This is a genomic window from Rhizobium sp. G21, from assembly GCF_014158035.1.
Taxonomy (GTDB): Bacteria; Pseudomonadota; Alphaproteobacteria; order Rhizobiales; family Rhizobiaceae; genus Rhizobium_E.
Window position 1 is genome coordinate 1,556,234 of the sequence record NZ_JACFXW010000001.1, and the last position, 24,522, is coordinate 1,580,755.

Consider the following 24,522-nt stretch of genomic DNA (forward strand, 5'->3'; position numbering starts at 1 on the left):
GGAGAGACGATGACAGGCTCGGGGAGTTCATGAAAACGATATTGCGCGCGGTCCGATTCTGGATCGCGATTTTTCTCACCACCTTCTTGATCGCCAGCCAAAGCGCAGCCCAGGCCGCCGTCAAAGCGCCGGAAGACGTCGTTCAGGACTGGTACAAACTGATCCTGGAACTGGTCCGCCACACGCCCAATTATTCGCCGCCAGTGGCCAGCCGGTCCTTCGCCTATATCGGCGTAACCCTTTATGAAGTCACCGCGAGCGGCAAGAGCGACATGGTTTCGCTGGCCGGCCAGCTGAACGGGCTGACAGAGACGCCAAAGCGCGAAGCGAGCGCCGTCTATGACGAATCGATCGCGCTCAACGCCGCGATGAATTTCGCCGCCCAGAATTTCTTCGATCGCACGGGGCCGACCGGCCAGCGCGCGCTCGCCAGTCTCGGCAAGAAGATGCACGCCAAAGTGTCTACCGGCGCGCCGGACGATGTGTCGAAGCGCAGCGAGGCCTATGGGCTCGCCGTCGCCCGGCATATTCTCGAATGGTCGAAGAGCGACGGCGGCGCACTGGTGGAAAACATGGGCTTTCCGCGCGAATTCAAGCTGACGCCCGGCCCTGCCCATTGGGTTCCGACCAGCAAGATCGCCCAGCAACAAATGCCGCTGCTGCCGGACTGGGGCAACAATCGCCCCTTCGCCATGCCGTCGGGATCGACCTGCCCACTGCCGCCCGCGATCGCCTATAGCGAAGCGCCCGACAGCGATTTCTACAAGGAAGCCAAGGAAGTCTACGACGCCGTCAACGGCCTGACCGCCGAGCAGCGCATCATCGCGCGCTTCTGGTCCGACGATCCCATGTTGTCGCCGACGCCGCCCGGACACTGGCTGTTCATCGCGCTCGGCATCCTCAAGAAGGAAGACGCCGGAATCGAAAAGACGGTGGACGCGCTGGCGCGTCTGGGCGTGGCGGTGGCGGACGGCTTCATCGGCTGCTGGGACGCGAAGTTCAAGCATGATCTCGTGCGTCCGGTCACCTATATCAAGCGCGTGATCGATCCCAAATGGGAGCCGATCCTGATCACCCCGCCCTTCCCGGAATATCCGAGCGGCCACAGCACGCAATCGGGCGCCGCCGCCGCCGCTTTGACCGCCGTGTTCGGCGACGATTACGCGTTCGACGATCACACCCATGAAGACGACAATCTGCCCGTCCGGCATTTCAAAAGCTTCAGGGCGGCCGCCGAGGAGGCGGCGATTTCGCGTCTTTCTTTACGGCGGCATCCATTTCCGCGCCGCCATCATGCGTGGTTTGGAGCAGGGCGAGTGCATCGGCGCCTATGCGGTGAAGCTGAAGACGCGGGTCGGCGCATGAGACGGCTGGCCCTCACCCTTGCGATCGCGAGCGCCCTGACGCCGCTTTCGGCTCACGCCGGAACAGATGTCGCGCAACCTCGCTTCGAGGAGGAAACGGAGACCGCCGGCGTCAACAGCGTCTATGCCGGCGACTGGCAATATATGGTCGGCGGCGGCGCGGCGAGCTTCGACTGCAACAGCGACGGCTTCGAGGATCTCTGGCTCGCCGGCGGCGAAGGCAGCTCCAAGCTTTTCGTCAACTCATCGAAGCGGGGCGGCGACCTTAAATTCGAGGAAGCCAAAAGCGGAGCGGAATTCGATGCCACCACCGGCGCTTATCCGATCGATATCGACGGCGACGGCAACAAGGATCTCGTCGTCCTCCGCATCGGTGAGAGCGTCGCGCTCAAGGGGCTGGGCGGCTGCAAATTCGAGCGCGCCAACGAGGCCTGGGGATTCAGCGGCGGCGACGCCTGGTGGACTTCCTTCTCCGCCACCTGGGAGCGCGGGTTGAACTGGCCGACACTGGCGCTCGGCGCATATGTCGACCGCAACGAGGACACTTATCCCTGGGGCACCTGCACCGACAACTGGCTGCTCCGGCCGGAAGGCGCCGGCACGCGTTTCGCCAAACCCTTGCCGCTGACGCCGAGCTTCTGCCCGTTGTCGATCCTGTTCACCGACTGGAACCGGTCCGGAACTCCCTCGCTTCGCGTTTCCAACGACCGCGAATATTACAAAGGCGGCCAGGAGCAGATGTGGAAGATCCCATCCGGTGAGCCGCCGAAGCTCTTCACGCAGGAGGAAGGCTGGAAATATCTACGCATCTGGGGCATGGGCATCGCGAGTTACGACGTCGATTTCGACGGCTATCCCGAATATTTCCTGACCAGCATGGCGGACAACAAGCTACAGGCGCTGGCTGCCATCCCGAAAGACGGCAAGCCGAAACCTGGTTACGCCGACATCGCCTTCGCCAAGGGCGCGACCGCGCATCGCCCCTATACCGGCGGCGAGTGGAAGCCCTCGACCGCCTGGCATACGGATTTCCAGGACGTCGACAATGACGGCCGGGTCGACCTGTTCATCGCCAAGGGCAATGTCTCGACCATGCCGGACTTCGCCATCAAGGATCCCAACAATCTGCTCGTCCAGCAGCCGGACGGCAAATTCGCGGAGATGGGCGACAAGGCCGGGGTCGACAGCATGAAGACCTCGCGCGGCGCGGCGATGGCCGACTTCAATCTCGATGGCCTCGTCGATCTCGTCGTCGTCAATCGCTGGGAGAACGCCCAGGTCTGGCGCAACGTCACCAAGGACGCCGGGCGCTTTATAGAGTTGCAGCTACGCCAGGACGGCGCCAATCGAGACGGCATCGGCTCCTGGGTCGAGGTCAAGCTCGGCGACCGCGTGCTCCGCCGCGAAATCACCATCGGCGGAGGACATGCCGGCGGATCGCTCGGCTGGATTCACTTCGGCGTGGGCGTGCTCGACAAGGTTCAGCTGCGGGTGATCTGGCCGGATGGCGAGGCGGAGCCGTGGCGCGACGTGGCGACGAACCGCTTCTACACGGTCATGCGCGGCAAGGCGCCGGAGGCTTGGGAGGGGGAGTAACCCCTCCCCGCCTGCTCACAGGATGAAGTCTGAAAGCTTCAAAGAATCGACATCGACGCGAATGGAAAAGTCGGCGACCCGGTCGCCGTCATCGTCGCCATACAGCACGCCTTTCGACAGACGCAATTCGCCGGCGTCGCCACTGAAGGCTGCGCCGCCGATATAATCGAATTGTTGGCGTCCGCGATATTCGGTATCGGCGTCGATCGAATGCAGGTCGATCAAATCGCCGTCTTTTCTGCTGAAATCGGTGATGGTGTCGCGGTGTTTTGTTTCGGGTCCATCTGCTGAATTGAAGTGGAATATGTCCGCGCCAGCGCCGCCGGTCAGGATATCCGCGCCGGCGAGACCGTCGAGGAAGTCGTTACCCTTGCCGCCGGACAGCTTTTGACGGCTTCGCCGCCCCAGAGCGTGTCGTTGTAATGCGAACCGATGGCGTTCTCGATATTGTTGTGATAGCGCTCGCCGGCGGCGGCCCCGCCCGGCTCGATCAGTTTGCCCTCGTAGTAAAGGGTGAAATAGTTCAGTTCGGTGACGACGCCGTCCTTGGCCTTGATGAAACTGATCGTGTCGTTGCCGGAACCGCCATCGAGGCCCGACACGTAAGACTCCTTCATCGGCTTGCCCATGCCGGCGTAGATCAAGTCATTGCCGGAGCCAGCATCCACCGATGTGCCTTTGGTCAAGACATACAAGGTGTCATTGCCACCGCCGCCATTGAGAACGCAATTTCCGAGCGTGCTTTTTCCGAGCGTCGTCGAGCCATAGAGAATGTCGTTGCCGGCGTCGCCGCTCAGCTCGTCGTTGCCATCCCCTCTGTTTTCTCCCGCATAAAGAACGTCATTGCCAGCGCCGCCCGAGAGTTCGTCTTCGCCCGCGTCGCCATGCAGAATATCATCGCCGGCATTGCCTTCCAGCGTGTCGTTGCCGGAGCCGCCGTAAAGACGGTCGGCGCCGCCGCGCCCTCGAGAGAGTCTTGGCCGGCGTAACCGTAAATCCTGTCTGCGCCTGCCGTCCCGTACAGGATATCCAGACCGTTCGTTCCTTTGATGGTGTTGTATCTTCCAGCCATATCATCACCTTTTAAAAACAAAACAGCGATGATGTCCTGACCGAGGAATATGACCACACAGCGGCGGTCGACACCTTAGATGTGCATTAGGTTTTTTTGCTCTTTTTAGTATATATTGCGCCCTCAAAGCGGAGGCGCATCTACTTCATAAGTCCAGACCCTAAAGCCCTTGAGAAGGTGGGGCCCGAAAGAATTGACCAATGGGATGTCCGCAGCGTCTCGACCGCGGGCGACGACGATGCGGCCGATACGGGGGATATTGTTGCGCGGATCGAACGTCACCCAGCCGCAATCGAGATAGACTTCGATCCAGGCGCTGAAATCCATGGGATCGACCACGGGCACGCCGATGTCGCCGAGATGGCCGTTGATATAGCGGGCCGGAATATTGAGGCATCGGCACAGGGTGAGCGCGAGATGGGCATAGTCGCGGCAGACGCCGACTTTCTCCTCGAAGGCCTCGAAGGCGGTGCGGGTCGACCGGGCCTTCATATAGTCGAAGGCGATATGATTGTGCACGAAATCGCAAATGGCCTGCACGCGCCCCCAGCCGGCGGGAACGGCGCCAAACATGTCCCATGCCGCCTGGCTCAGGCGATCGGTCTCGCTGTAGCGGCTGCCCATCAGATAGACGAGGCACTCATCCGGCAGTTCCGCGACCGGAACCTCCCGCGCGTCGAGCCTTGCCTGTTCGGGCAGGCCGCTGTCTCGGATCGTGGCGTCGCCCCAGATCGTCAGGTCTCCGGCCGGGGCCAGCAACCGACGGCACTTATTGCCGAACATGTCCAGATAGGTCGTAATCGGGAGCGGCGGCTGCGTGAAGGTCGTCTCCGGCGCGATCAGGTCGCCGGCGCGGTCCTCGTGGACCGAGAGAAGGCAGACGAGCGGGGTGGGATTCTCGCAATGAATGCTGATTTCATAACCGTAACGGATGAACATGCGATCACTTTCAAAATCAATGGACGGCGAACAGCGCATGGCGACGGCGCAGAAGATGGGCCGCCTCGTAGTCGCGAGAAGCGCTGCAGGCCCAGGCGGCGCCGCGAAGCGTCAACGTTTTCCCTGCGGCGCCTTTGCGTCTGCGCCGGCCAGCTTCACCTGATTGCCGAACGCGACTTCCTGCTTGGGCGCCGGCTTGTCCTTCTTGGGCTTGCGAATTTCTTTGGAGCTGTGTTTTTGACCTTTGGCCATCGGCGTCGTCCCTCTCTTGAATTACGCCCTGCGGCGGTCTTGTTCCAGCGCTGCGTCGAGCACACCGGCGCTGATTTTCGGGAGGCGGCCAGAGGGCCCGCGCATGCCGATCGCCGGGATATGCATGACCGAGTCCACGCGCCGCCAGACGGCGCCCTCGTCGCCGACACATCGAACTTCATTGTGAATCACGTGATATTCGCCTTCGGGCAGCGCATGCTCGACCCCGGAAGTTGGAACGAGCCATGAAAGCGAACCGTGGTCGACCTGCTGCGTTTGTTCATATTTTGTTCTTTCCAGCCTTCGGAGACGCAATCCCCGAGGCGACGCGAAGTGCGGCGACTTGTGGTGATACAACGTCACATGCGGCTTAATGTTTCGGTACGAATAAAATTGCGCCGACGCGGCGCAGTCTCTTGGCATTCACAGATGAGGCGCAACCCAGGAGCCGTGCCTTCCGAGGAGAATCCAAATGCCGGCTCGCATGTGCAAGCGGACGCAAAGATCGACCCGCCGACTGTACATGGCGCATGGCCGGCAGGCAAGGCGTGACGCGACGAAGCGCCCTATAGGGGATCGCAGGTCAGGTCTTCAACGGCTCGAGACCGGCATAGAGGTCCAGCGCTTCCGGATTGGCGAGCGCTTCCTTGTTCTTGACCGGCCGGCCATGGACGACCTCGCGGACGGCGAGCTCGACGATCTTTCCGGATTTGGTGCGCGGGATGTCGGCGACCTGGATGATCTTGGCCGGCACATGCCGCGGCGAGGCGCCGGTGCGGATCTTGGTCTTGATCTTCTTGTCGAGATCGGCGTCGAGCGTCACGCCCGGCTGGAGGCGGACGAACAGAATGACGCGGACGTCGTCTTCCCAATCCTGACCGATGCAGATCGATTCCGCCACCTCCTCGAGTTGTTCCACCTGATTGTAGATCTCGGCCGTGCCGATGCGCACGCCGCCGGGATTGAGCGTGGCGTCGGAGCGGCCATGAATGATCAGGCCGCCATGCTTGGTCCATTCGGCGAAATCGCCATGGCACCAGACATTGTCGAAGCGCTCGAAATAGGCCGCCTTGTATTTGGCGTCGTCCTTGTCGTTCCAGAAACCGACAGGCATGCAGGGGAAAGCCTTGGCGCAGACCAGCTCGCCCTTTTCGCCGCGTACCGGCTTTCCTTCGTCATCCCAGACGTCGACGGCGAGACCGAGGCCCGGGCCCTGGATCTCGCCGCGCCAAACCGGCTTCACCGGGTTGCCGAGCACGAAGCAGGAGACGATGTCGGTGCCGCCCGAGATCGAGGCGAGCTGCACGTCGGGCTTTGCGGCCTCGTAGATGAAGCTGAAGCCTTCGGGCGACAGCGGCGAGCCGGTGGAGGTGACGGCGCGCAGGCTCTTAAGATCATGCGTTTTGATCGGCTCGATGCCGCTCTTGCGCACGGCGTCGATATATTTGGCCGAGGTGCCGAACACGGCGAAGCGCTCGTCGGCGGCGTAATCCCAGAGAATCTCCCCGCTCGGGGCGAAAGGCGAGCCGTCGAACAGGCAGAGCGTCGCGCCGCTCGCCAGTCCCGAGACCAGCCAGTTCCACATCATCCACCCGCAGGTGGTGAAGTAGAAGAGCCGTTCACCCGCGTGGAGATCGAGATGAAAACGCTGTTCCTTGAGGTGCTGCAGCAGGGTCCCGCCCGCCGAATGGACGATGCATTTCGGCACGCCGGTGGTGCCCGACGAAAACAGGATGTACAGCGGATGGTTGAAAGGAAGCGGCGTGAACTCGACCGCCTCGGCCGGATAGGGCGCGATGAATTGCGCAAGAGTCCGTCCATCGGCGAGCGAGGCGGCCAGGCCATCGGCATCGCCGGTATAGGGAATGACCAGCACCGGCGCGCCGAGTTCCGGCTCGACGGCCCGGACCTTTGCAGCGACATCCTGAAGCTTGCCGTTATACCAGTAGCCGTCGCAGACGATGAACAGTTTCGGCTCGATCTGGCCGAAGCGGTCGAGCACGCCCCGCTCGCCGAAATCGGGCGAGCAGGACGACCAGATGACGCCCATGGAAGCGGCCGCCAGCATCAGCGCGATGGTCTCCGGCATGTTGGGCATCATAGCCGCGATACGGTCGCCTTTTTCGAGGCCCATGGCCCGGTAGGCCTGTTGAAGGCGCGAGACCATCGCCGCAAGGTCGTCCCAATTCCAGCGATAGGATACCTTGTCCTCGCCGCGAAAGATCAAGGCTGCGTCGGCGCCGGTCTGCGACAGCAGATTCTCGGCGAAATTGAGCGTGGCGTCCGGGAAGAAGCGGGCCTTCATCATGTCGTCGCCGTCGATGAGATCGCGCGCGCCCTTGTCGCCCTTGACTCCGCAATAGTCCCATACCGCCGACCAGAACGATCCCCGCTCCGTAATCGACCACTGATGGAAGGCGTCATGATCGGGCAGGTCGACGCCGAACTTTTCCGCGCACCAGCGGCGGAACAACGTCATCTGGCTCTTCTCGATCTGTTCGTCAGACGGCGTCCAGAGCGGCTTGACTTCCCCATGACTTCTCTCCTCAAACGCCCCTGAAGCGGGGTCCATTTGCGCCGCAATGCAGCATAAGTGCGCGGCGGTGGCAATCCCGCGTCCACAGCTGATCGACGCGCGCGAAGAGGCGAAATAAAGCAGTTTTTACCAAGCTGCTTTACATTTTCGGCAGTTCTGCGGAGGGCCCCATGCCCCACATGATCATCGGTGTGTTGAAGCTCATTCTGGCGAGCCTGATTCTCGGCGCGGCCATGAATCTCCTCGGCCTGTCCGCCGAGCGGATCCTCGCGGGCTTCGGCATGTCGCCCGCCGACCTCTGGCTGCTCCTGCAACGATGTGTCGTCTGGGCCCTGCCGAATATCGGGCTGGGGGCGGCGGTGATCCTTCCGCTTTGGCTGCTCACCTATCTCTTCCTGCCGCCCCGCAGCGGATATGACGAATAAGGACCCGACCGCCATTACGCCTGGGCGGCTGCGGCGCGTTCGTCTCGCTCGCGTTGCGCTTCCTGACGTTTGGTGGCCAGGGACGCCGCGATCACGCCCAGCGTCACGAAGCCGATCAGGATTGTGCAGGCGGCGTTGATCTCGGGCGTTACGCCGAGCCGCACCTGACTATAGATCTTGATGGGCAGCGTGGTGGCGCCCGGGCCGGTGTTGAAGCTGGCAATCACCAGATCGTCCAGCGACAAGGTGAAGGCCAGCATCCAGCCCGACACCACTGCCGGCAGGATCAGCGGCAGGGTGATCTTGAAGAAGGTCTTGACCGGCGGGCAACCGAGATCGAGCGCCGCTTCCTCGAGGCTTCGGTCGAATGTCAGCAGCCGCGACTGAACGACGATCGCCACATAGCACATGGTGAAGGTGGTGTGGGCGATGGTGACCGTCCAGAAGCCGCGATCGATGTTGATGGCCACGAACAGCAGCAGCATGGACAGGCCGGTGATCACCTCCGGCATGACGATCGGCGCATAGATCATGCCCGAAAACAGCACCCGGCCGGGAAAGCGGGCGAAACGCGTCATCGTCAGCGCCGCGAGCGTTCCGAGCACCGTGGCGATGGTGGCGGAGAGCACGCCGACGCGGGCCGTGACCCAGGCCGCGTCCATCAGCGCCTGGTTCTGGAACATGGCCACGTACCAGCGCGTGGAAAAGCCGCCCCAGACCGTGACGAGCTTGGAGGCGTTGAAGGAATAGATCACCAGGATCAGAATCGGCACATAGAGGAAGGCGAAACCGATCGTCAGGAAGGTCGTATCGAATTTACCGGGTTTCATGGCTCGATCCTCACGCAGCTTTCTGCTGCTGATTCTGGTAGATCACGATCGGGATCACCAGCATGGCCAGCAGCACCACCGCAACGGCGGACGCCAGCGGCCAATCGCGATTGCCGAAGAATTCCACCCAGAGCGTCTTGCCGATCATCAACGTATCGGCGCCGCCCAGAAGGTCGGGGATCACGAACTCGCCGGTGATCGGGATGAAGCAGATCATCGACCCTGCGATCACGCCGGGAAGCGACAGCGGGAAAGTGATCTTCCAGAAGGCTTTCCAGGGCGGGCAACCGAGATCGCTCGCCGCCTCCAGCAAGGTGCCGTCGAGCTTCTCGAGCGCCGAATAGAGCGGCAGCACCATGAAAGGCAGGTAGGAATAGACAATGCCGATGAACACCGCATATTCGGTGCGGAACAGTTGCACCTGCTGGTCCGGCCCGAGGAAATGCAGAGATTGCAACAGCATGGTCAGAAGCCCCTCGGGCTTGAGAATACCGATCCAGGCGTAGACGCGGATGAGAAAGGAGGTCCAGAACGGCAGGATCACCATCATCAACAATGTCGGGCGGATCTTGGCCGAGGACCTGGCCATGGCGAGCGCCATGGGATAGCCGATCAGCAACAAAAGCAGCGTGGAGATCGCCGCGATGCGGAGCGAGGACAGATAGGCCTTGATGTAGAGCGGGTCCTCGGTGAGGTAGAGGTAATTCTCGACATCGAGCTGCGACAGGAAATCGCCCAACTGCGAGAAGCCCTCGAACACCGGCGTGTAGGGCGGCATGGCGATGTCGCTGTCCGACAGCGAGATCTTCAGGATGATGAAAAAGGGCGCGAGAAAGAACAGCGCCAGCCAGAGATAGGGGATGACGACGACCAGCCAGCGGCTGGGACGGCTGTGGGAAACGGCGCTCGGCTCCATAATCCCCTCCCCTATCGCGTCAGCACGAGGCCGGCGTCCGCCGACCAGGAAAGCCACACTTTGTCTTCGAAGGTGATCGGCCGCTCGACATGGCGGGAGACATTGGCCTGTGCGGCGCGCAGCACGCGGCCGTCGGGCGTCTCGACGATAAAGACCGAGAAGTCTCCGAGATAGCCGATATCGATGACTTCGCCGGCGATGCAATTGGGGCGGCCAGTCTCAGCGGGCGGATCCAGCGAAATATGGACCTTTTCCGGCCGGATGGCGAAGGCGACATTGGCGCCTGAGACTGCCGCGCATTCCTGCTCGACCTCGATCTTCAACTCGCCGGAACTCAGGCTGACCACGCCATGCTGACTGGCCGAACCTGTATTGGCCGAGACCACGCCTTCCATGATGTTGATGTCGCCGATAAAATCGGCGACGTAACGGCTGTTCGGCGCCTCGTAGATTTCGGCCGGGGTCGCCACCTGCACCACGATGCCCTTGTCCATCACCGCAATGCGATCGGACACGGTCATGGCCTCTTCCTGATCATGGGTGACGATCAGAAAGGTGAGGCCGAGACTGTGCTGGATGTCCATGAGTTCGAACTGGGTTTCCTCGCGCAGCTTGCGATCGAGCGCGCCGAGCGGCTCGTCGAGCAGCAGCACCTTGGGGCGCTTGGCGAGCGAACGGGCGAGCGCCACCCGCTGGCGCTGGCCGCCCGACAGCTGGCTCGGCTTGCGCTTGGCGAAATCGGTGAGCTTGACCAGCCTCAGCATTTCCTCGACGCGAGCGTCGATCTCGCTTTTGGCCATATTGTCCTGTTCGAGGCCGAAGGCGATGTTCTTGGCGACCGTCATATGCGGAAACAGCGCATAGGACTGGAACATCATGTTGGTCGGCCGCTTATAGGGCGGCGTGCCGGAAATGTCCTTGCCCTGAAGCAGGATGCGACCTTCCGTCGGCTCCTCGAAGCCCGCGAGCATGCGCATCAGCGTGGTCTTGCCGCAGCCGGAGGGGCCGAGCAGCGAGAAGAACTCCTTCTCGTAGATGTCGAGGGTGAGATTGTCGACGGCGACGAAATCGCCGAACCGCTTGGTGACATTCTCGAACCGGATGAACGGCTTTTCGCTCTTATCCATCCATGGGCTGAACTTACGCTTTACGGGCCCCAGTGTCTTCGCCATTTTCCCCTCTGTCCGCTTTCCCGCGCCCGCGGTTGATCCGCATATGCGCGCGCTCATCTATCGAGCGCCTTAGTCTCGAAAGCGGCGGGGCTACGGCCCCGCCGCAAGCCCCTGGAAGGGTTACTCGCCTGTTTTGATCTGCGTCCAGATCCGGTTCAGCACACGCTGTTCCTTCGGCGCATAAGGCGAAATGGTGAAGAGCTTCGCCAGAGTCTCTTCGGTCGGATAGACGGATGCGTTCTTGAACACGGCTTCGTCGAGCAGCTTCTGCGATTCCAGATTGCCGTTGGCGTATTGGACATAGTTCGACGACTTGGCGATCACGTCGGGGCGCATCATGAAATTGATGAATTCATGCGCTTCCTCGACATGCGGCGCATCGGCCGGAATGGCGAGGTTGTCGAACCACATATAGGTCCCTTCCTTGGGGATCACATAGTCGATATTCACGCCGTTCTTGGCTTCCTCGGCGCGGCTTTTCGCCTGCAGAACGTCGCCCGACCAGCCGATGGTGATGCACACGTCGCCATTGGCGAGGTCGTCGATATAGGCGGACGCATTGAAAGTGCGCACGAAGGGACGGATCTTCTTGTAGACTTCGCCGCCGGCTTCGAGATCGGCGGTCTTCTTGCTGTCGCCGCCGAGGCCGAGATAGTTCATGGCGATGGCGAAGGTTTCGTCCGACGCGTCGAGAATATTGATGCCGCAGGACTTCAGCTTCTCGGCGTTTTCGGGCTTGAACAGCACATCCCAGCTGTCGATCGGCATGTCGCCGAGCGCGGCCTTCACCTTGTCGACATTATAGCCGATGCCGGTGGTGCCCCACATGTAGTTGACGGCGTATTCGTTGCCGGGATCGTATTTTGCGAGACGTTCGGAGACGACCGGCCACATATTCTTGAGGTTCGGGAGCTTGGACTTGTCGAGCTTCTGGAACACGCCGGCCTTGATCTGGCGGGCGAGGAACGGCCCGGTCGGCACCACCACGTCATAGCCGGAACCGCCGGCCAAGAGCTTGGTCTCCAGCAGATCGTTGGAGTCGAAGACGTCGTAGACGACCTTGATCCCGGTCTCCTTGGTGAACTCCTCGAGGACGGAGCTATCGATGTAATCGGACCAGTTGTAGACGTTGACCACCCGATCCGCCGCCTGGACGGACGGACCAGCCGGCAGACATGGCGAAGGCAACCCCCGCCGCGAGACCAACCAACTGTTTTTTCATGATAAACTACTCCTGTTTTGTCCGGATCGGTTTTCGATTTATGATGTCCCGGCTTCCCCGCTGTAAACAGATTAGAAAGGATTTTGCAGCGCGACAACTGAAAAATGGAAAGGTTTGAACAAGTTGATGAGCGGGTGTGTTTTCAACACGATGTCTACTGGAAATCGAACACGCTCAATCCCGCCACCATCTCGTCCAGTCCCAGCGGGCGGGTGAGCGGCGGCTCGGCGCGAGCGAGGCAGCCGGCGCGTTCGCAGAGACGACAGCCTGCGCCGATCGGCAGGGGCTCCGACGCTTGGCGGCCATAGACGATCTGGCCGGCATGCGCCGCATCACAGCCGAGCAGCAGGGCCGTGCGTCTGACGCGTTCGCCATAGCCGGCCACCGGTCCCTCCAGCGTGCGCGCCACGGTGAGAAAGCGGCCGCCATCCGGCATTTCGACCATTTCCGACAACACCTGCCCGGGTGAGGCGAAGACCGCATGCACCGAGAGTTTCGGGCAGGCGCCGCCGAAGCGGATATGCGGATAGCCCTCTGCGCCCAACGTGCGCACTCGGTTCCCCGCCGCATCCACCTCCATGAGGAAAAACGGCAGCCCCGCCGATCCCGGTCGCTGAAGCGTCACGAGCCGGCTGGCCGCCTGCTCGAAAGAAGCCTTGAAGCGTGCGGCCAGCAGGCCGATGTCATAGGCGCCGCGCTGCGCCGCCGTCAGCATCGCGCCATAGGGCATCATCAGCGCATGGGCCGCATAACGGCCGAGTTCGAAACGGCCGATGCGACGCGCTTCGGCGGACGACAGAGGCAGCGCCTCGAGCGCAGCGGCAATCTCCACCCGGAGCGCGATCTGGCAGGCTTCCTGCGCCATCTCGCGCAATTGATCATGCGGATAAAGGCGTTCGGAGAGAAACAGGCGCTGCGAATGCCGGTCGTATCGGCGACGAAGATTGGGCATGGCGTGGATCGGCAGCGTGCGCACCACGACGCCATGCTCGGCGCGCAGCCATTCGCGCAGCGCATGGGCCAGGTCCTCGCCCGGATCGAGCCTGGCGTGAAAGGCTTCGGCTGCGGCGTCCACCGCCTCGAAGTAATAGGGCATTGTCGAAAACACCTCGCGCGCCTCGTCCATCGGCAGGCGCGCGGAGGCGAGCGGCGCGTCATGGCCGGCCTGGGCCAGCATGCCGGCGAGATCGGAGAGCCGGGCCGCCTGCTCGCGATAGGCGCGGTAAAGCTTGATCAGCCCCTGAGCGGCGTTGGGCGCGGCGTCGGCGACTTCGACCAGCTCCTCAGAGCCCGGGATTTCACCCTGAAGCAACGGATCGGAAAAGACTTCCCGAAGCTCCCCGACCACGCTTTTCGCCTCGCCGCGCAACTCCTCGACATCGATCTTGTAGACGGAGGCGAGCTTGAGGATCAGTTGCACGGTGAGCGGCCGCTGATTGCGCTCGATGAGATTGAGATAGGAGGGCGATATGCCCAGCGCCTGGGCCATCGCCGTCTGCGTGACGCCGAGGCCATTGCGGATGCGCCTTACGCGCGGCCCGGCGAAGATCTTCATCTCCGACATTTGTCACTCCTTTTACAAAAGATCCATCGGTGACGAACATTTACAGACTTTACAAATTTACAGCATGTTCTTGTAAATCTCTCAACACTATAACCCGTTCTCAGAGCTGATTTCCATCTATTTTCTGGATTTTTTTGCGCTGCAATGTAAATTCCTCTTATCAACGAGATAGCAAGCAGCTCTCGCAGCATTAACTGCCCAGAATGAATGGAGGAAAATATGACAGACTTTTACAATCTCATCCCGAACGCTCCCAAGGGCCGCTATGACGGCATCGAGCGCAGCTACACGGCTGATGACGTCAAGCGTCTGCGCGGTTCGGTCGAGATCAAATATTCGCTCGCCGAAATGGGCGCCAACCGGCTGTGGCAGTTGATCCACGAAGAGGATTTCGTCAATGCGCTCGGCGCTCTCTCGGGCAACCAGGCCATGCAGATGGTCCGCGCCGGTCTGAAGGCGATCTACTTGTCGGGCTGGCAGGTCGCCGCAGACGCCAACACAGCGTCGTCGATGTATCCAGACCAGTCCCTTTATCCGGCCAACGCCGCCCCCGAGCTCGCCAAGCGCATCAACAAGACGCTGCAGCGCGCCGACCAGATCGAGACCCAGGAAGGCAAGGGCCTGTCGGTCGACACCTGGTTTGCGCCGATCGTCGCCGACGCCGAAGCCGGTTTCGGCGGCCCGCTGAACGCCTTCGAGATCATGAAAGCCTTCATCGAGGCCGGCGCCGCAGGCGTGCATTATGAAGACCAGCTGGCGTCGGAGAAGAAATGCGGCCATCTCGGCGGCAAGGTCCTGATCCCCACCGCCGCCCATATCCGCAACCTGACCGCGGCGCGGCTCGCCGCCGACGTGATGGGCACGCCGACGCTGATCATCGCCCGCACCGATGCGGAAGCGGCCAAGCTCCTGACCTCCGATATCGACGAACGCGACCAGCCCTTCGTCGATTACGACGCCGGCCGCACCACCGAAGGCTTCTACCAGGTTCGGAACGGCATCGACCCTGCATCGCCCGCGCCATTTCATATGCGCCCTATTGCGACATGATCTGGATGGAAACCTCCAAGCCCGATCTCGAACAGGCGCGCAAATTCGCCGAAGCGGTGCACAAGGTGCATCCCGGCAAGAAGCTCGCCTATAATTGCTCGCCGTCGTTCAACTGGAAGAAGAACCTCGATGACGCGACCATCGCCAAATACCAGCGCGAGCTCGGCGCGATGGGCTACAAGTTCCAGTTCATCACGCTCGCCGGCTTCCACCAGCTGAATTACGGCATGTTCGAACTGGCGCGCGGCTACAAGGACCGGCAGATGGCCGCCTATTCGGAGCTGCAGGAGGCGGAATTCGCCGCCGAGATCAACGGCTACACCGCCACCAAGCATCAGCGCGAAGTCGGCACCGGCTATTTCGACGCCGTGTCCATGGCGATCTCGGGCGGTAAGTCCTCGACCACGGCGATGAAGGAATCCACCGAGCACGACCAGTTCCGCCCTGCGGCGGAGTAACCAAGAAGATCCCTCCCCAGCCCCTCCCCATAAAGGAGAGGTGTAACCCGCGGCACTGTTTGCTCCCGATCATCCGAGCCAATCGCTGAACGATCGATCGGGGCAGGCAGGCGCAGCAATCCAAGCTCCTCCCCCTTGTGGGGAGGGGTTTAGGCCCTCAATCATGAACCCCTGAACAAAGAAGAGGAGAAATGCCATGACCGTCCAGACCCGCGTCAAGGAACGCGCCGAAGAACAAGCCATCACCATGACCGCCGAGCAACAGGCCGCGATCCGCATGCTCGCCAATGACCTGCACAGGCTCAACCACACCGTCATGAAGGCGGTCGACGCCGGCGTCTCGGTCGAACTGATCCGCTCGGCGCGGCATCACAACGAGGGCAACTGGGGCGATCTGATGATCCCGGTGATCGTCACGCAAGGCGCGTGAGCAGTGTTGAAGCGGCGGGATCCCAGGGCAAGGGGATCCCGCCGCTGTCATCTGTAAACAGGCGGCTTACGCGGCGCGAAGCCTACGGCTTTCAGCGCGCTCGAGTTCGAACCGGCCAACGAGCGACATCAGCCGGTCCGCCTCTCCCGACAGGGCGAAGGTAGCTGCCTCGGTTTCTTCGGCCATGGCAGCGTTGCGCTGGGTCAATTGATCGAGCCGTCCAACAGCTTCATTGACCTCGGCGATCGAAGCCGACTGCTCCCGGCTGGACTGGGCGATGCCGCCGATCTGGGCGGAGATGCTGGTGATTGCGTCAGATATTTCCAGAAGCGCGGCCCCCGTGCGGCTGACGAGATCCGCGCCGATTTCGACCTCGCGGGTCGAATTGCCGATGAGATCCGATATCTCCTTGGCGGCCACGGACGAGCGATGGGCCAGTTCGCGCACTTCTTGAGCGACGACGGCGAAGCCACGTCCGGCCTCCCCCGCCCGCGCCGCCTCGATGCCGGCGTTCAGCGCAAGGAGATTGATCTGGAACGCGATCTCGTCGATCACATCGATGATCCTTGCGATCCGTCCCGAGGTCGACTGGATGCGCTGCATGGCGCGCGTGGCGTCGTCCACCACGATGCTGGAATTCTCCGCCGCGCGACGGGCGGATCCGACGGTCAGATCCGCATTTCCCGCCTGTTGGGCCGAGCGTCGCACCGTCGTGTGAATGCCGTCGACGGCGGCGGCGGTTTCCTCCAGCGACGCCGCCTGCTGTTCGGTGCGGACCGCCAACGCCTTGGCGCTCTCCGTCATCTGCACGCCATTCTCCTGGATCTGGACCGAAGCGCCGCGGATCTCGACGAGCGTGTCGCGCAATCCGCCGACGGAGGCGTTGAAATCCAGACGCAACTTATCGAGCTGCCCTGCAAACGGCGTGTCGAGCGAAATCGCCAGCCTGCCGCGCGCCAGCGAATCCAGGCCGAAAGCCAAGGCTTCGACCGCTTCGGCGATCTCGGCGTTACGGCGCTCTCTATCGGCTTCGTGCCGCCGCCGCTCGGTTTCGGTTTTCAACTGTTCTTCGACGCTTCGGCGCTCCAGATCCCGCTTGGTCAGCGCGTTGGATTTGAACACGTCGAGCGCGCGCGCCATGTCGCCGATCTCGTCGCGGCGGTCGCTGCCGACGATCACGGTGTCGAGCGCGCCGTCGGCGACGCGGCGCATGGCGCCGGTGATCCGCTCGATCGGGCCCCGCAGGGTGTAGACCAGAGCGCCGCCGGAGAGAATTGCGATCGCCACGCCCGCCAGACTGGCGACGAGCGACAGCGCATTGGCGGCGCTGCCTTCCTGCTCCGCAGCGATCTTCTGATTTTCGGCGAAGCCGGCGAGTTGCATCCCGACGGCGTCGATTCCGCGTGTCGCTTCGGCGAATAGTCCGGCCCGCTCGGCGGTCGTGCCGATCAGGGCCGCGCTGTCGCTATCGATCGCGTCGAGCGCGGGCAGAAGCAGCGCCGATTGCTGTTTGGCGAAAGCGAGGTCTCCGGCTGTGCCTTCCAGCGAGAACATCGCTTTGCGGCAGAGCGCGATCTGTTCGGCGAGCGCGTTACGCTTGGTTTCCGATCGATCGAGCATGAAGCTGGAATAAGCGATACGGGCGAGGAAGGCGGCGTCGACCACCCTGCGCGCATCCTGCGTAACGAGCTCGGACTTGGCGAGTTGGCCTTCCAGCTCCGCGAATGTCGCCGACACGTCTTTCATGCGCGTCGTCGCAGCCGCGTCCAGCATCGGCGACAGCGTCATGAGGCCGTCGAGCTCGGCCAGCGCCCCGGCCGCGGCATCCGGCGCACGCGGCTCGGCGTCGAGCAGGGCTTTCAGCGTCTTCAAGCGCTTCGAGAAATCTTTACCCGCCGCCTTGGCGTCTTTCGGCAGCGCCGCCGCCATCAACTTGTGGCGCAGTTTGAGCTCGTCCAGATTCGCCGCAAGTGCTTTCAGACGGGCGGCGTCGTCGGACGCTTGGAGGAAATCGCGACGCAAGACGCCCGCCAGGGCGGTTGCCGCGAGGATCTTGTCGGCCTGCCTCAGGCGCTCGCGTGCGTCCTGTTCGGCAGCGCGGATGGTTTTCTCGTAAGCCGCCGCCTCCTGTTGCAACACGGCCTGAGACGACACTACCACGGACATCGCCGCATTCAGCTTGTTCTCCAGAGCCTGCTCGCGCCGATGGACCTGCCATAGCGTGTCCATGCGGGCGCGGATGGCGCTGACCTGTGCGAGGGCGTCGGCGAGATCCGACACGCCTTCGGCTTTTCCATTCAGGCCGATCCGGGCGATGTCGAGGGTCTTTTCCTGTTCGGACAGCCTTGACTGGAGAGCAGCCCGGCTTTGCTCGCTCGTGTCGGAAAGAAATGCAATCATCGCCGCATAGACATCCTTGAAGCCGCGCAACGATGTCGTCGCGGCGCTGGCGACCGCAATGCGATTTTGCAGGGCCGCCGAGGAGAGAACGCCCACCAGCCCGACCGCGGAGATGCTGAGAACAAAGGGCAGAACCAGCACCACGACCTTGGTGCGGATACTGAAGCGCGATAGAATACGATCGATCCAAATCATGATCCAAATCCCGAATGAGGATCGCCGCCTCCCTTCGCACGACCCCTGAATTTCCACGGGAGATAGCAATGCGGGCCGTGAAGACGCGGTTAATGGAACTTGGACAAACGCAAATGTCATGAAATCTTCACAAGCACTGAAAAATCAGCGGCATGACTGGCGTCTGAGCGTGATGGACCGTCACATTACGACACAAAATTTGCACTTTCGAGCCAGACCGTTAACTGCCGGATTCGCGTCTCGTCGAGGCGGCCGGGCGTTCAGATCTGAGAGCGCGCGTTTTTTCCGCCGCTGAACAGCTCCGCATGCGCCTTGAGCAATTTGGCCAGACGATCGGCGACCAGGCGAATTTCGCGTCTGGCGCGATCGTCGCTATGCGTCACCAGCCATTGGCGATGGCGCAGCGAGATGATCTCTTCGCCGGCCCGCTCCAGTTGCGGATCGCGGTCGCCGATGAAGCAGGGCAACACGGCCATCCCGGCGCCGGCGCGAATGAGATCGAGAAGCGAACGTGGGCGATTGACGGTCATCGAGATAGCCCCGGCTTTTCCCTATGCGGCCATTGCAGATAGGCGGAATGCGCTTCCGCCTCCTCCACCGCGATCCAGCGATCATAGTCCACGCCGTTGCGCCGCCGAAAGGGCGCATAGGCGACTTCGCTGATCAAGCGGGCGGCGAGATTGGGTTCCTCGGGCTCGTGGGCGCGCATGCCGATATGATGCTCACGATGGCTCAACTGCGACCGCTGCTCGCCGATCGACAGGTCGAGCCGGATCGGATCGCGCCGGGTCACGATAGAGCCGACATTCTCCGACACGAACAGGCCGATCCAGCTGCCGAGCGCAATGCGGATCGTCACCGCGCCCTTGGCCTCACTCTGCCATTGTTCGACGCGGCGAGCGGCGCCCTCCATGACGAGAAGCTCCGAAAACAACGCCTGGCCATCCGACGTCAGCGCATAGCCGGTCGGGCTGCGATGAAAGAGCGACCGACCCAGGCGCTCTTCGAATTGCAGCACACGGCGACCGAGAGTGGCGGCGCTGAGGCCGGTGGCGTGCGCCGCGCCCGTCAATCCGCCATAGCGGGCGACGGTCAGAAAAATCTGATAGGCGTCCCAGGGAATGTCTTTCATTCTTGAAAAACCGATCTCGATTCTGGAGATATATACCTCTCATTTTGAATGACAGTCTGCAAGCGTCGCCAATGAGATTGGCTCCATGAATGGAGGAGAGACGCGATGCACGAGATTCTGACCGCCTTTTTCTACGCCCGCCACTGCGAGATGATGCGAGAGCGCCGCCGGTGGCGGGAGCCTTGCCCGCAACAGGCCCGGCCCTCGCTTCTCGCTCGGCTGCTGCGACGAGGTCATTAAACAAAAAATGCCCGGCGGGATGCGCCGGGCATTTGGGAAGCGATCGTGGATGACGCCGATCAGACGTTCAAGAGCAGATATTCCCGCTCCCACGGGCTGATCACTTGCATGAAGGTCTCGAATTCGCCGCGTTTGACGCCGGCATACATGCCGATGAACTCGTCGCCGAACACGTCGCGCAGAGCAGGTTCCGTCTCGAGCTGCGACACGCCCTCCAGCAAGCCGCGCGGCAGTTCGACGGAGCCTTCATTGGCCGTGCCGTCGGACGGCGGCGTCGGCTCGAGCCCCTTGACGATGCCGAGATAGCCGGCCGCGAGCGAAGCCGCCAGCGCCAGGTAGGGATTGGCGTCCGAACTCGGCAGACGGTTCTCCACGCGGCGCGCGGCGGCGTCGGACACCGGCACGCGGAAGGCCGTGGTGCGGTTGTCGTTGCCCCAGGCATTGTTGACGGGGGCGGCCATGCCCCGGCGTCAGCCGCCGGTAGGAATTCACATAGGGCGCCATCATCACCAGCGTCTTCGGCACATATTGCTGCATGCCGCCGATGAAGTGATAGAATTCCTTGGACGCCGAACCATCCGGATTTGAGAAGATGTTCTTGCCGCTCTTGGCGTCCACCACCGACTGATGGATGTGCATGGCCGAACCCGCCTGGCCCTGCATCGGCTTGGCCATGAAGGTCGCGTAGATGCCATGCCCCAGCGCCGCCTCGCGGATGGTGCGCTTGAACAGGAAGACCTGGTCGGCCAGCTCGATCGGATCGCCGTGACGCAGGTTGATTTCCAGCTGCGCCGGCCCCTCCTCGTGGATCAGCGTATCGATCTCGAGGCCCTGCGCCGCGGAGAAGTGGTAGATATCGTCGATCAACTCGTCGAATTCGTTGATGCCGGCGATCGAATAGCCCTGCCCGCCCTGGATGGAGCGGCCGGACCGGCCCTGCGGCGGCCGGAGCGGGTAATCGGGGTCGTCGTTCTTGGCGACGAGATAGAACTCGATTTCCGGCGCCACCACCGGCTTCCAGCCGCGCTCCTTATAGAGATCGAGCACGTGCTTGAGCACGTTGCGCGGCGTATAGCGCACCGCCTTGCCCTCGGTGTCGACGATGTCGCAGATCACCTGGGCCGTGGGATCGGTTTCCCAGGGAACGACCGAAAGCGTCGACAGATCCGGAACCAGCTTGATGTCGCTGTCGCGGGAATCGTAGCGAAACTCCTCCGTCTCGTCCGGATACTCGCCCGAGATCGTATGACGGAAAATCGCCGACGGCAGCGCCAGCGACGTGTTGGACGTGAATTTCGACGTCGGCATCATCTTGCCGCGCGGAACGCCGGCGAGATCGGGCGTGATGCATTCGATGTCCTCGATACCACGGGCGCGAAGCCATTCGGCGGCTTCCTTCCAGGTGTCGACGCCGCGCAGGCGAGAGATTTTGGGCGATGGCTTTGGAGGAAGAACGGTCGAGGCTTTTGCAGTCTTTGTATGCGCTTTCCTAGCGGCCATGATACACCGGTTTGAGGTTTATGATGGGGCGATCATAGCGTTTCCCGCGCATTTGGCGAGGGGGCAGCCACTTTTTGGGCAAAGTTTTAACCGAACCTACGGCTGAATCGGTATTTTAATTCTTTCTTGAGAAAGACTGCGGATCGTAGTCTAATCATGGCGGCTCATGAACAGGAGTGAAGAATGGCAGGACATCACCATCGCCGGCGCGCAGTCGCGATCGCCAAGGCGGAGAAGGCCGACACCACCGCCCGGCTGTTCTGGATCGCGACGCTCTCGGCGGGTTTCGCCGCGCTTTACGTGATCTCTCTCTTCCTCGCCTGAACGGCAATACATCGCTTTTCGACGCGCCGCCTTACGCGGCGCGGCTCTCCGGGCTTGCCGTCGAGGCTGCCCCGCAGTCGCTCGAGGGGAGACGACCACAGGTTGGATTCCTCCCGCTTATATAGGTAATCCAAAATTAACAGGAACTGTGGATATTGCCAGGATCGACGATGATGTCGACTGACCGTAAACCACTTTCGCAATGACTGCGACGTGACGGCGCCGGAACCGGCCTGCGCGGAGCTTTGTCGCCTGGCATGATCGACGCAACGGTCAAATGCCTTGGCGAGGAGCACCTGATGAACATCGACCGTATTTTGTCCCGGTTCAAGATTCAAACCAAAGTCCTGATCTTCATTCTCCCGTTCGTCGTGAGCATCACGGCTGTCGGCTTGACTGGGCTATACGCCTCGGGTCTGCTCCAGGAGCGCATGGAAATTTCCAACAGCGTGCTGCAGAGCCTGAGCGGTTTCCGCGACGTGTCGGACAAAATGAACAAGTTCCTGGACGAAACGACGCCGGAACTGCGCGATACGGTGAAGAATCAGCTGATCGTCCAGCGGGATCTCTTGAACCAGATGCTGTCGCAGCTGGATGAGAACGCCGAGGGCTGGTCCGATCTCTCCGAAGCGACGAAATCCATCAACGGCGTGATCGAACGCTTCGATGGCCTCTGGGCGCTGCACGAGAAAGAGGAAGCGCTTAAGAAGGCGATCCGCGACGGCGAAAACGTCATCGTCGGCTCGCAGATGAAACTCAACGAGTCGGCCACGGAATTGCAGCGCGCCGTTCGCACCGATGAAAGTGCGGCGAAATCCATGCTGCGCGAAGCGGAGCGCATCACCACGTCGGCGGCGTTCCTCAGCGATCTCGCCAGCAAATATACGCGCCAGAAGAGCCCGGAAGAGAAGCTGAAATTCGTCCAGGGCAACCTGGACGAACTCAAGAAGCGGGCGCGCATCCTGCGCGCCGCGCTCCCGGCCAAGAACAAGGCGGTCTCACAATCGCTGCAGACTGCCGTCGGCGATCTCGCCGCCCTTTCGTCCGCCACCGCCGCCACCGACGACCTCGCCGCCAAGATGAACACCAAACTGTCGAGCTTTAGGCAGATCTCCGTCTATCTCGGCCTCGCCGCGTCGCAGAAGATGAAGGAGGCCACGCTGAAATTCGCCGAACTCGACCAGCCGCTGGTCAAGGCCGAAGGCGTGCTCGGCGACAGCCGCAAGGTCGTCAGCGCCGGCTACTCCATTCAAATCGAACTCGCCCGCTTCATGATCGCCCCCACGGCCGAAAATCTCGCGCGCCTCAAGAAGGAATTCGACATCGTCAAGACCGACATGGTCGCCCTGTCGGGATCGGCGCATGATCTCGACTTCTTCAAGAAGCTCGAAAGCGCGCTTCTGCCCGCCGTCGCCAAGATGGACACGGACAGCAAAGCGCTGGTGTCGGTGACCGACGAGCGCATGGGCCAGTTCACCGCCGCCGCCGCCGATATCGACGCGATCTGGAAGCAGCTGACGGCGTTTGCCGAACTGCAGAAGGAAAGCGCCGGCAAGGAGCGCGACAGCGCCAACTCCATCTCGGTCGGCGCCACCATCACCGGCATCCTCATCGCCATCTTCGCAGGCATCGGCCTGGTCATGACCTTCAAGGGTCCGATCGGCCAGATCACTTCGGCGATGCGCAAGCTCGCCGAGGGCGTGCTCGACACCCGCATCAACGGCGAGGCCCGCATCGACGAAATCGGCGAAATGGCGCGCGCGCTCGGCGTCTTCAAGCAGAACGCTCTGTCCAAGATCGAGATCGAGCAGCGCTCCGACGCCGAACGCGCCGCAGCCGAAGAAGAACGCCGCCGCAACGACGCCGAGAAGCTCGACGTCGACCGCCAGATCGACTTCGCGGTGAATGCGCTCGCCGCCGGGCTGGGCCGTCTCTCCCAAGGCGACATTTCCCAGACGATCGAAACGCCGTTCTTCGGCAAGCTGGAGACGCTGCGCGCCGACTTCAACTCCTCGCTGTCCAAGCTGCAGGACACGATGGCGCGCATTCGCGAAAACACCGAGATGATCCAGCACAACGCCGGCGAGATGAGCGCCGCCGCCGACGATCTCGCCAAGCGCACCGAACAGCAGGCCGCGGCGCTCGAACAGACCGCCGCCGCCGTCGAGGAGATCACCGTGACGGTGAAATCCTCGGCAGAGCGCGCCGAAGAGGCCAATCGCATCGTCGGCGAGACCAAGAAGAGCGCCGACGCCTCCTCCACCGTCGTCTCCTCCGCCATCGACGCCATGGGCCGCATCGAAGACGCCTCCAACCAGATCGTGCAGATCATCGACGTCATCGACGACATCGCCTTCCAGACCAACCTGCTCGCGCTCAACGCCGGCATCGAGGCGGCGCGGGCCGGTGAAGCCGGCAAGGGTTTCGCCGTCGTCGCCCAGGAAGTGCGCGAACTGGCGCAACGTTCGGCCGGCGCCGCCCAGCAGATCAAGGATCTGATCGGCAAGTCGAGCACGGAAGTCTCCTCCGGCTCGCGGCTGGTGCAGCAGACCGGCGAGGTTCTGGCGGAAATCTCGCACAAGATCGTCACCGTGTCGGAGCGGGTCGAGGCCATCGCCATGGCCAGCCGCGACCAGTCCAACGCGCTGGCCGAGGTCAATTCGTCGGTCAATTCGATGGATCAGATGACCCAGCGCAACGCCGCCATGGTGGAGGAGACCAACGCCGCCACCCGCCAGCTCGCCGACGAGGCCGACAATCTCATGGGCCTCGTCCAGCAGTTCCGACTGGCCGGCCAAAGCCATCAGGCAAGACGGGCGGCCTGAGTTCCAACCTGGCGAAAACCCCAAAAAAACGCGGTCAAGCCGCGTTTTTTACGTTTTGCGAGACGAGTAGATTCACCATT

The 24,522-nt window shown here is 62.1% G+C and carries 17 protein-coding genes and 5 pseudogenes; 6 read left to right on the plus strand and 16 right to left on the minus strand.

Annotation, left to right across the window (positions count from 1 at the left end; all coding sequences use genetic code 11):
* Positions 1 to 29: 29 nt before the first annotated feature.
* Positions 30 to 2,960 (plus strand): FG-GAP-like repeat-containing protein, encoded by a 2,931-nt coding sequence (locus H2O14_RS27250; protein WP_246697324.1) that lies wholly within the window; start codon positions 30 to 32, stop codon positions 2,958 to 2,960.
* Positions 2,961 to 2,975: 15 nt separating this feature from the next.
* Here H2O14_RS27250 and H2O14_RS29355 read toward each other — a convergent pair whose 3' ends face one another.
* The 8 genes and pseudogenes from H2O14_RS29355 to H2O14_RS08055 all read right to left on the minus strand — a co-directional run bounded on the left by H2O14_RS29355 (position 2,976) and on the right by H2O14_RS08055 (position 7,795).
* Positions 2,976 to 3,368: a M10 family metallopeptidase C-terminal domain-containing protein gene (locus H2O14_RS29355; protein ID WP_182829308.1), complete on the minus strand. Its 393-nt coding sequence runs from the start codon at positions 3,366 to 3,368 to the stop codon at positions 2,976 to 2,978.
* Positions 3,287 to 3,646, minus strand: a complete 360-nt coding sequence (locus tag H2O14_RS27260) for a hypothetical protein (RefSeq protein ID WP_246697697.1) — start codon at positions 3,644 to 3,646, stop codon at positions 3,287 to 3,289. Before H2O14_RS27260 ends, H2O14_RS29355 begins: the two co-directional genes overlap by 82 nt.
* Before the next feature lie 99 nt (positions 3,647 to 3,745).
* Positions 3,746 to 3,877 (minus strand): annotated as a pseudogene (locus tag H2O14_RS29360) (calcium-binding protein); the annotation flags it as partial.
* A 53-nt stretch (positions 3,878 to 3,930) separates the two neighbouring features.
* Positions 3,931 to 4,032 (minus strand): annotated as a pseudogene (locus H2O14_RS29365) (hypothetical protein); the annotation flags it as partial.
* A 123-nt stretch (positions 4,033 to 4,155) separates the two neighbouring features.
* Positions 4,156 to 4,971 carry a transglutaminase family protein gene (locus H2O14_RS08040; protein ID WP_182827226.1) on the minus strand — a complete coding sequence of 272 codons (816 nt, stop codon included), beginning with the start codon at positions 4,969 to 4,971 and terminating at the stop codon, positions 4,156 to 4,158.
* 111 nt (positions 4,972 to 5,082) lie between these two features.
* Positions 5,083 to 5,223 carry a hypothetical protein gene (locus tag H2O14_RS08045; RefSeq protein WP_182827227.1) on the minus strand — a complete coding sequence of 47 codons (141 nt, stop codon included), beginning with the start codon at positions 5,221 to 5,223 and terminating at the stop codon, positions 5,083 to 5,085.
* Positions 5,224 to 5,244: 21 nt separating this feature from the next.
* On the minus strand, positions 5,245 to 5,580 hold the full coding sequence (locus H2O14_RS08050) for a hypothetical protein (RefSeq protein ID WP_182827228.1): 336 nt from the start codon (positions 5,578 to 5,580) through the stop codon (positions 5,245 to 5,247).
* Between the two features lie 226 nt (positions 5,581 to 5,806).
* The gene (locus tag H2O14_RS08055; protein WP_182827229.1) at positions 5,807 to 7,795 is read right to left on the minus strand and encodes an acetoacetate--CoA ligase; all 1,989 of its coding nucleotides are present in this window, start codon (positions 7,793 to 7,795) and stop codon (positions 5,807 to 5,809) included.
* Between the two features lie 134 nt (positions 7,796 to 7,929).
* On the opposite strand from H2O14_RS08055, the gene H2O14_RS08060 reads away from it, so the two are divergent.
* Positions 7,930 to 8,184: a hypothetical protein gene (locus H2O14_RS08060; protein ID WP_182827230.1), complete on the plus strand. Its 255-nt coding sequence runs from the start codon at positions 7,930 to 7,932 to the stop codon at positions 8,182 to 8,184.
* Positions 8,185 to 8,198: 14 nt separating this feature from the next.
* Here the strand turns inward: H2O14_RS08060 and H2O14_RS08065 are convergent, their stop codons facing one another.
* The 5 genes from H2O14_RS08065 to H2O14_RS08085 form a co-directional block, all read right to left on the minus strand.
* Positions 8,199 to 9,014 carry an ABC transporter permease gene (locus H2O14_RS08065; RefSeq protein WP_182827231.1) on the minus strand — a complete coding sequence of 272 codons (816 nt, stop codon included), beginning with the start codon at positions 9,012 to 9,014 and terminating at the stop codon, positions 8,199 to 8,201.
* A 10-nt stretch (positions 9,015 to 9,024) separates the two neighbouring features.
* The gene (locus H2O14_RS08070; protein WP_182827232.1) at positions 9,025 to 9,930 is read right to left on the minus strand and encodes an ABC transporter permease subunit; all 906 of its coding nucleotides are present in this window, start codon (positions 9,928 to 9,930) and stop codon (positions 9,025 to 9,027) included.
* Between the two features lie 11 nt (positions 9,931 to 9,941).
* The gene (locus H2O14_RS08075; RefSeq protein ID WP_182827233.1) at positions 9,942 to 11,102 is read right to left on the minus strand and encodes an ABC transporter ATP-binding protein; all 1,161 of its coding nucleotides are present in this window, start codon (positions 11,100 to 11,102) and stop codon (positions 9,942 to 9,944) included.
* Between the two features lie 120 nt (positions 11,103 to 11,222).
* Complete coding sequence (locus H2O14_RS08080; RefSeq protein ID WP_246697326.1) at positions 11,223 to 12,290, minus strand: polyamine ABC transporter substrate-binding protein; 1,068 nt, start codon at positions 12,288 to 12,290, stop codon at positions 11,223 to 11,225.
* A 188-nt stretch (positions 12,291 to 12,478) separates the two neighbouring features.
* Positions 12,479 to 13,888, minus strand: coding sequence for a short-chain fatty acyl-CoA regulator family protein (locus tag H2O14_RS08085; RefSeq protein ID WP_182827235.1), 1,410 nt, complete (start codon positions 13,886 to 13,888; stop codon positions 12,479 to 12,481).
* Between the two features lie 219 nt (positions 13,889 to 14,107).
* Between H2O14_RS08085 and aceA the strand changes: the two are divergent.
* Positions 14,108 to 15,396: pseudogene (aceA, locus tag H2O14_RS08090) on the plus strand (isocitrate lyase).
* A 196-nt stretch (positions 15,397 to 15,592) separates the two neighbouring features.
* On the plus strand, positions 15,593 to 15,826 hold the full coding sequence (locus H2O14_RS08095) for a hypothetical protein (protein ID WP_182827236.1): 234 nt from the start codon (positions 15,593 to 15,595) through the stop codon (positions 15,824 to 15,826).
* Positions 15,827 to 15,892: 66 nt separating this feature from the next.
* On the opposite strand, the gene H2O14_RS08100 is transcribed toward H2O14_RS08095, so the two are convergent.
* The 3 genes and pseudogenes from H2O14_RS08100 to H2O14_RS08110 form a co-directional block, all read right to left on the minus strand.
* Positions 15,893 to 18,421, minus strand: a complete 2,529-nt coding sequence (locus H2O14_RS08100) for a HAMP domain-containing methyl-accepting chemotaxis protein (protein WP_182827237.1) — start codon at positions 18,419 to 18,421, stop codon at positions 15,893 to 15,895.
* Between the two features lie 260 nt (positions 18,422 to 18,681).
* Positions 18,682 to 19,553 (minus strand): annotated as a pseudogene (locus H2O14_RS08105) (LysR family transcriptional regulator).
* A gap of 299 nt (positions 19,554 to 19,852) precedes the next feature.
* Positions 19,853 to 21,293, minus strand: a pseudogene (locus H2O14_RS08110) (glutamine synthetase family protein).
* Between the two features lie 183 nt (positions 21,294 to 21,476).
* Between H2O14_RS08110 and H2O14_RS08115 the strand changes: the two are divergent.
* Both H2O14_RS08115 and H2O14_RS08120 read left to right on the plus strand, forming a co-directional pair.
* On the plus strand, positions 21,477 to 21,617 hold the full coding sequence (locus H2O14_RS08115; protein ID WP_182827238.1) for a hypothetical protein: 141 nt from the start codon (positions 21,477 to 21,479) through the stop codon (positions 21,615 to 21,617).
* Between the two features lie 299 nt (positions 21,618 to 21,916).
* The gene (locus tag H2O14_RS08120) at positions 21,917 to 24,442 is read left to right on the plus strand and encodes a methyl-accepting chemotaxis protein (RefSeq protein ID WP_182827239.1); all 2,526 of its coding nucleotides are present in this window, start codon (positions 21,917 to 21,919) and stop codon (positions 24,440 to 24,442) included.
* The last annotated feature ends 80 nt before the right edge of the window (positions 24,443 to 24,522 follow it).

Excerpts from the sequence above, each read along its gene's own strand:
- H2O14_RS27250 (WP_246697324.1), top strand. The coding sequence starts at position 30 with ATGAAAACGATATTGCGCGCGGTCCGATTCTGGATCGCGATTTTTCTC.
- H2O14_RS08040 (WP_182827226.1), bottom strand. The coding sequence starts at position 4,971 with ATGTTCATCCGTTACGGTTATGAAATCAGCATTCATTGCGAGAATCCC.
- H2O14_RS08045 (WP_182827227.1), bottom strand. The coding sequence starts at position 5,223 with ATGGCCAAAGGTCAAAAACACAGCTCCAAAGAAATTCGCAAGCCCAAG.
- H2O14_RS08055 (WP_182827229.1), bottom strand. The coding sequence starts at position 7,795 with ATGGACCCCGCTTCAGGGGCGTTTGAGGAGAGAAGTCATGGGGAAGTC.
- H2O14_RS08060 (WP_182827230.1), top strand. The coding sequence starts at position 7,930 with ATGCCCCACATGATCATCGGTGTGTTGAAGCTCATTCTGGCGAGCCTG.
- H2O14_RS08065 (WP_182827231.1), bottom strand. The coding sequence starts at position 9,014 with ATGAAACCCGGTAAATTCGATACGACCTTCCTGACGATCGGTTTCGCC.
- H2O14_RS08070 (WP_182827232.1), bottom strand. The coding sequence starts at position 9,930 with ATGGAGCCGAGCGCCGTTTCCCACAGCCGTCCCAGCCGCTGGCTGGTC.
- H2O14_RS08075 (WP_182827233.1), bottom strand. The coding sequence starts at position 11,102 with ATGGCGAAGACACTGGGGCCCGTAAAGCGTAAGTTCAGCCCATGGATG.
- H2O14_RS08085 (WP_182827235.1), bottom strand. The coding sequence starts at position 13,888 with ATGTCGGAGATGAAGATCTTCGCCGGGCCGCGCGTAAGGCGCATCCGC.
- H2O14_RS08095 (WP_182827236.1), top strand. The coding sequence starts at position 15,593 with ATGACCGTCCAGACCCGCGTCAAGGAACGCGCCGAAGAACAAGCCATC.
- H2O14_RS08100 (WP_182827237.1), bottom strand. The coding sequence starts at position 18,421 with ATGATTTGGATCGATCGTATTCTATCGCGCTTCAGTATCCGCACCAAG.
- H2O14_RS08115 (WP_182827238.1), top strand. The coding sequence starts at position 21,477 with ATGGCAGGACATCACCATCGCCGGCGCGCAGTCGCGATCGCCAAGGCG.
- H2O14_RS08120 (WP_182827239.1), top strand. The coding sequence starts at position 21,917 with ATGAACATCGACCGTATTTTGTCCCGGTTCAAGATTCAAACCAAAGTC.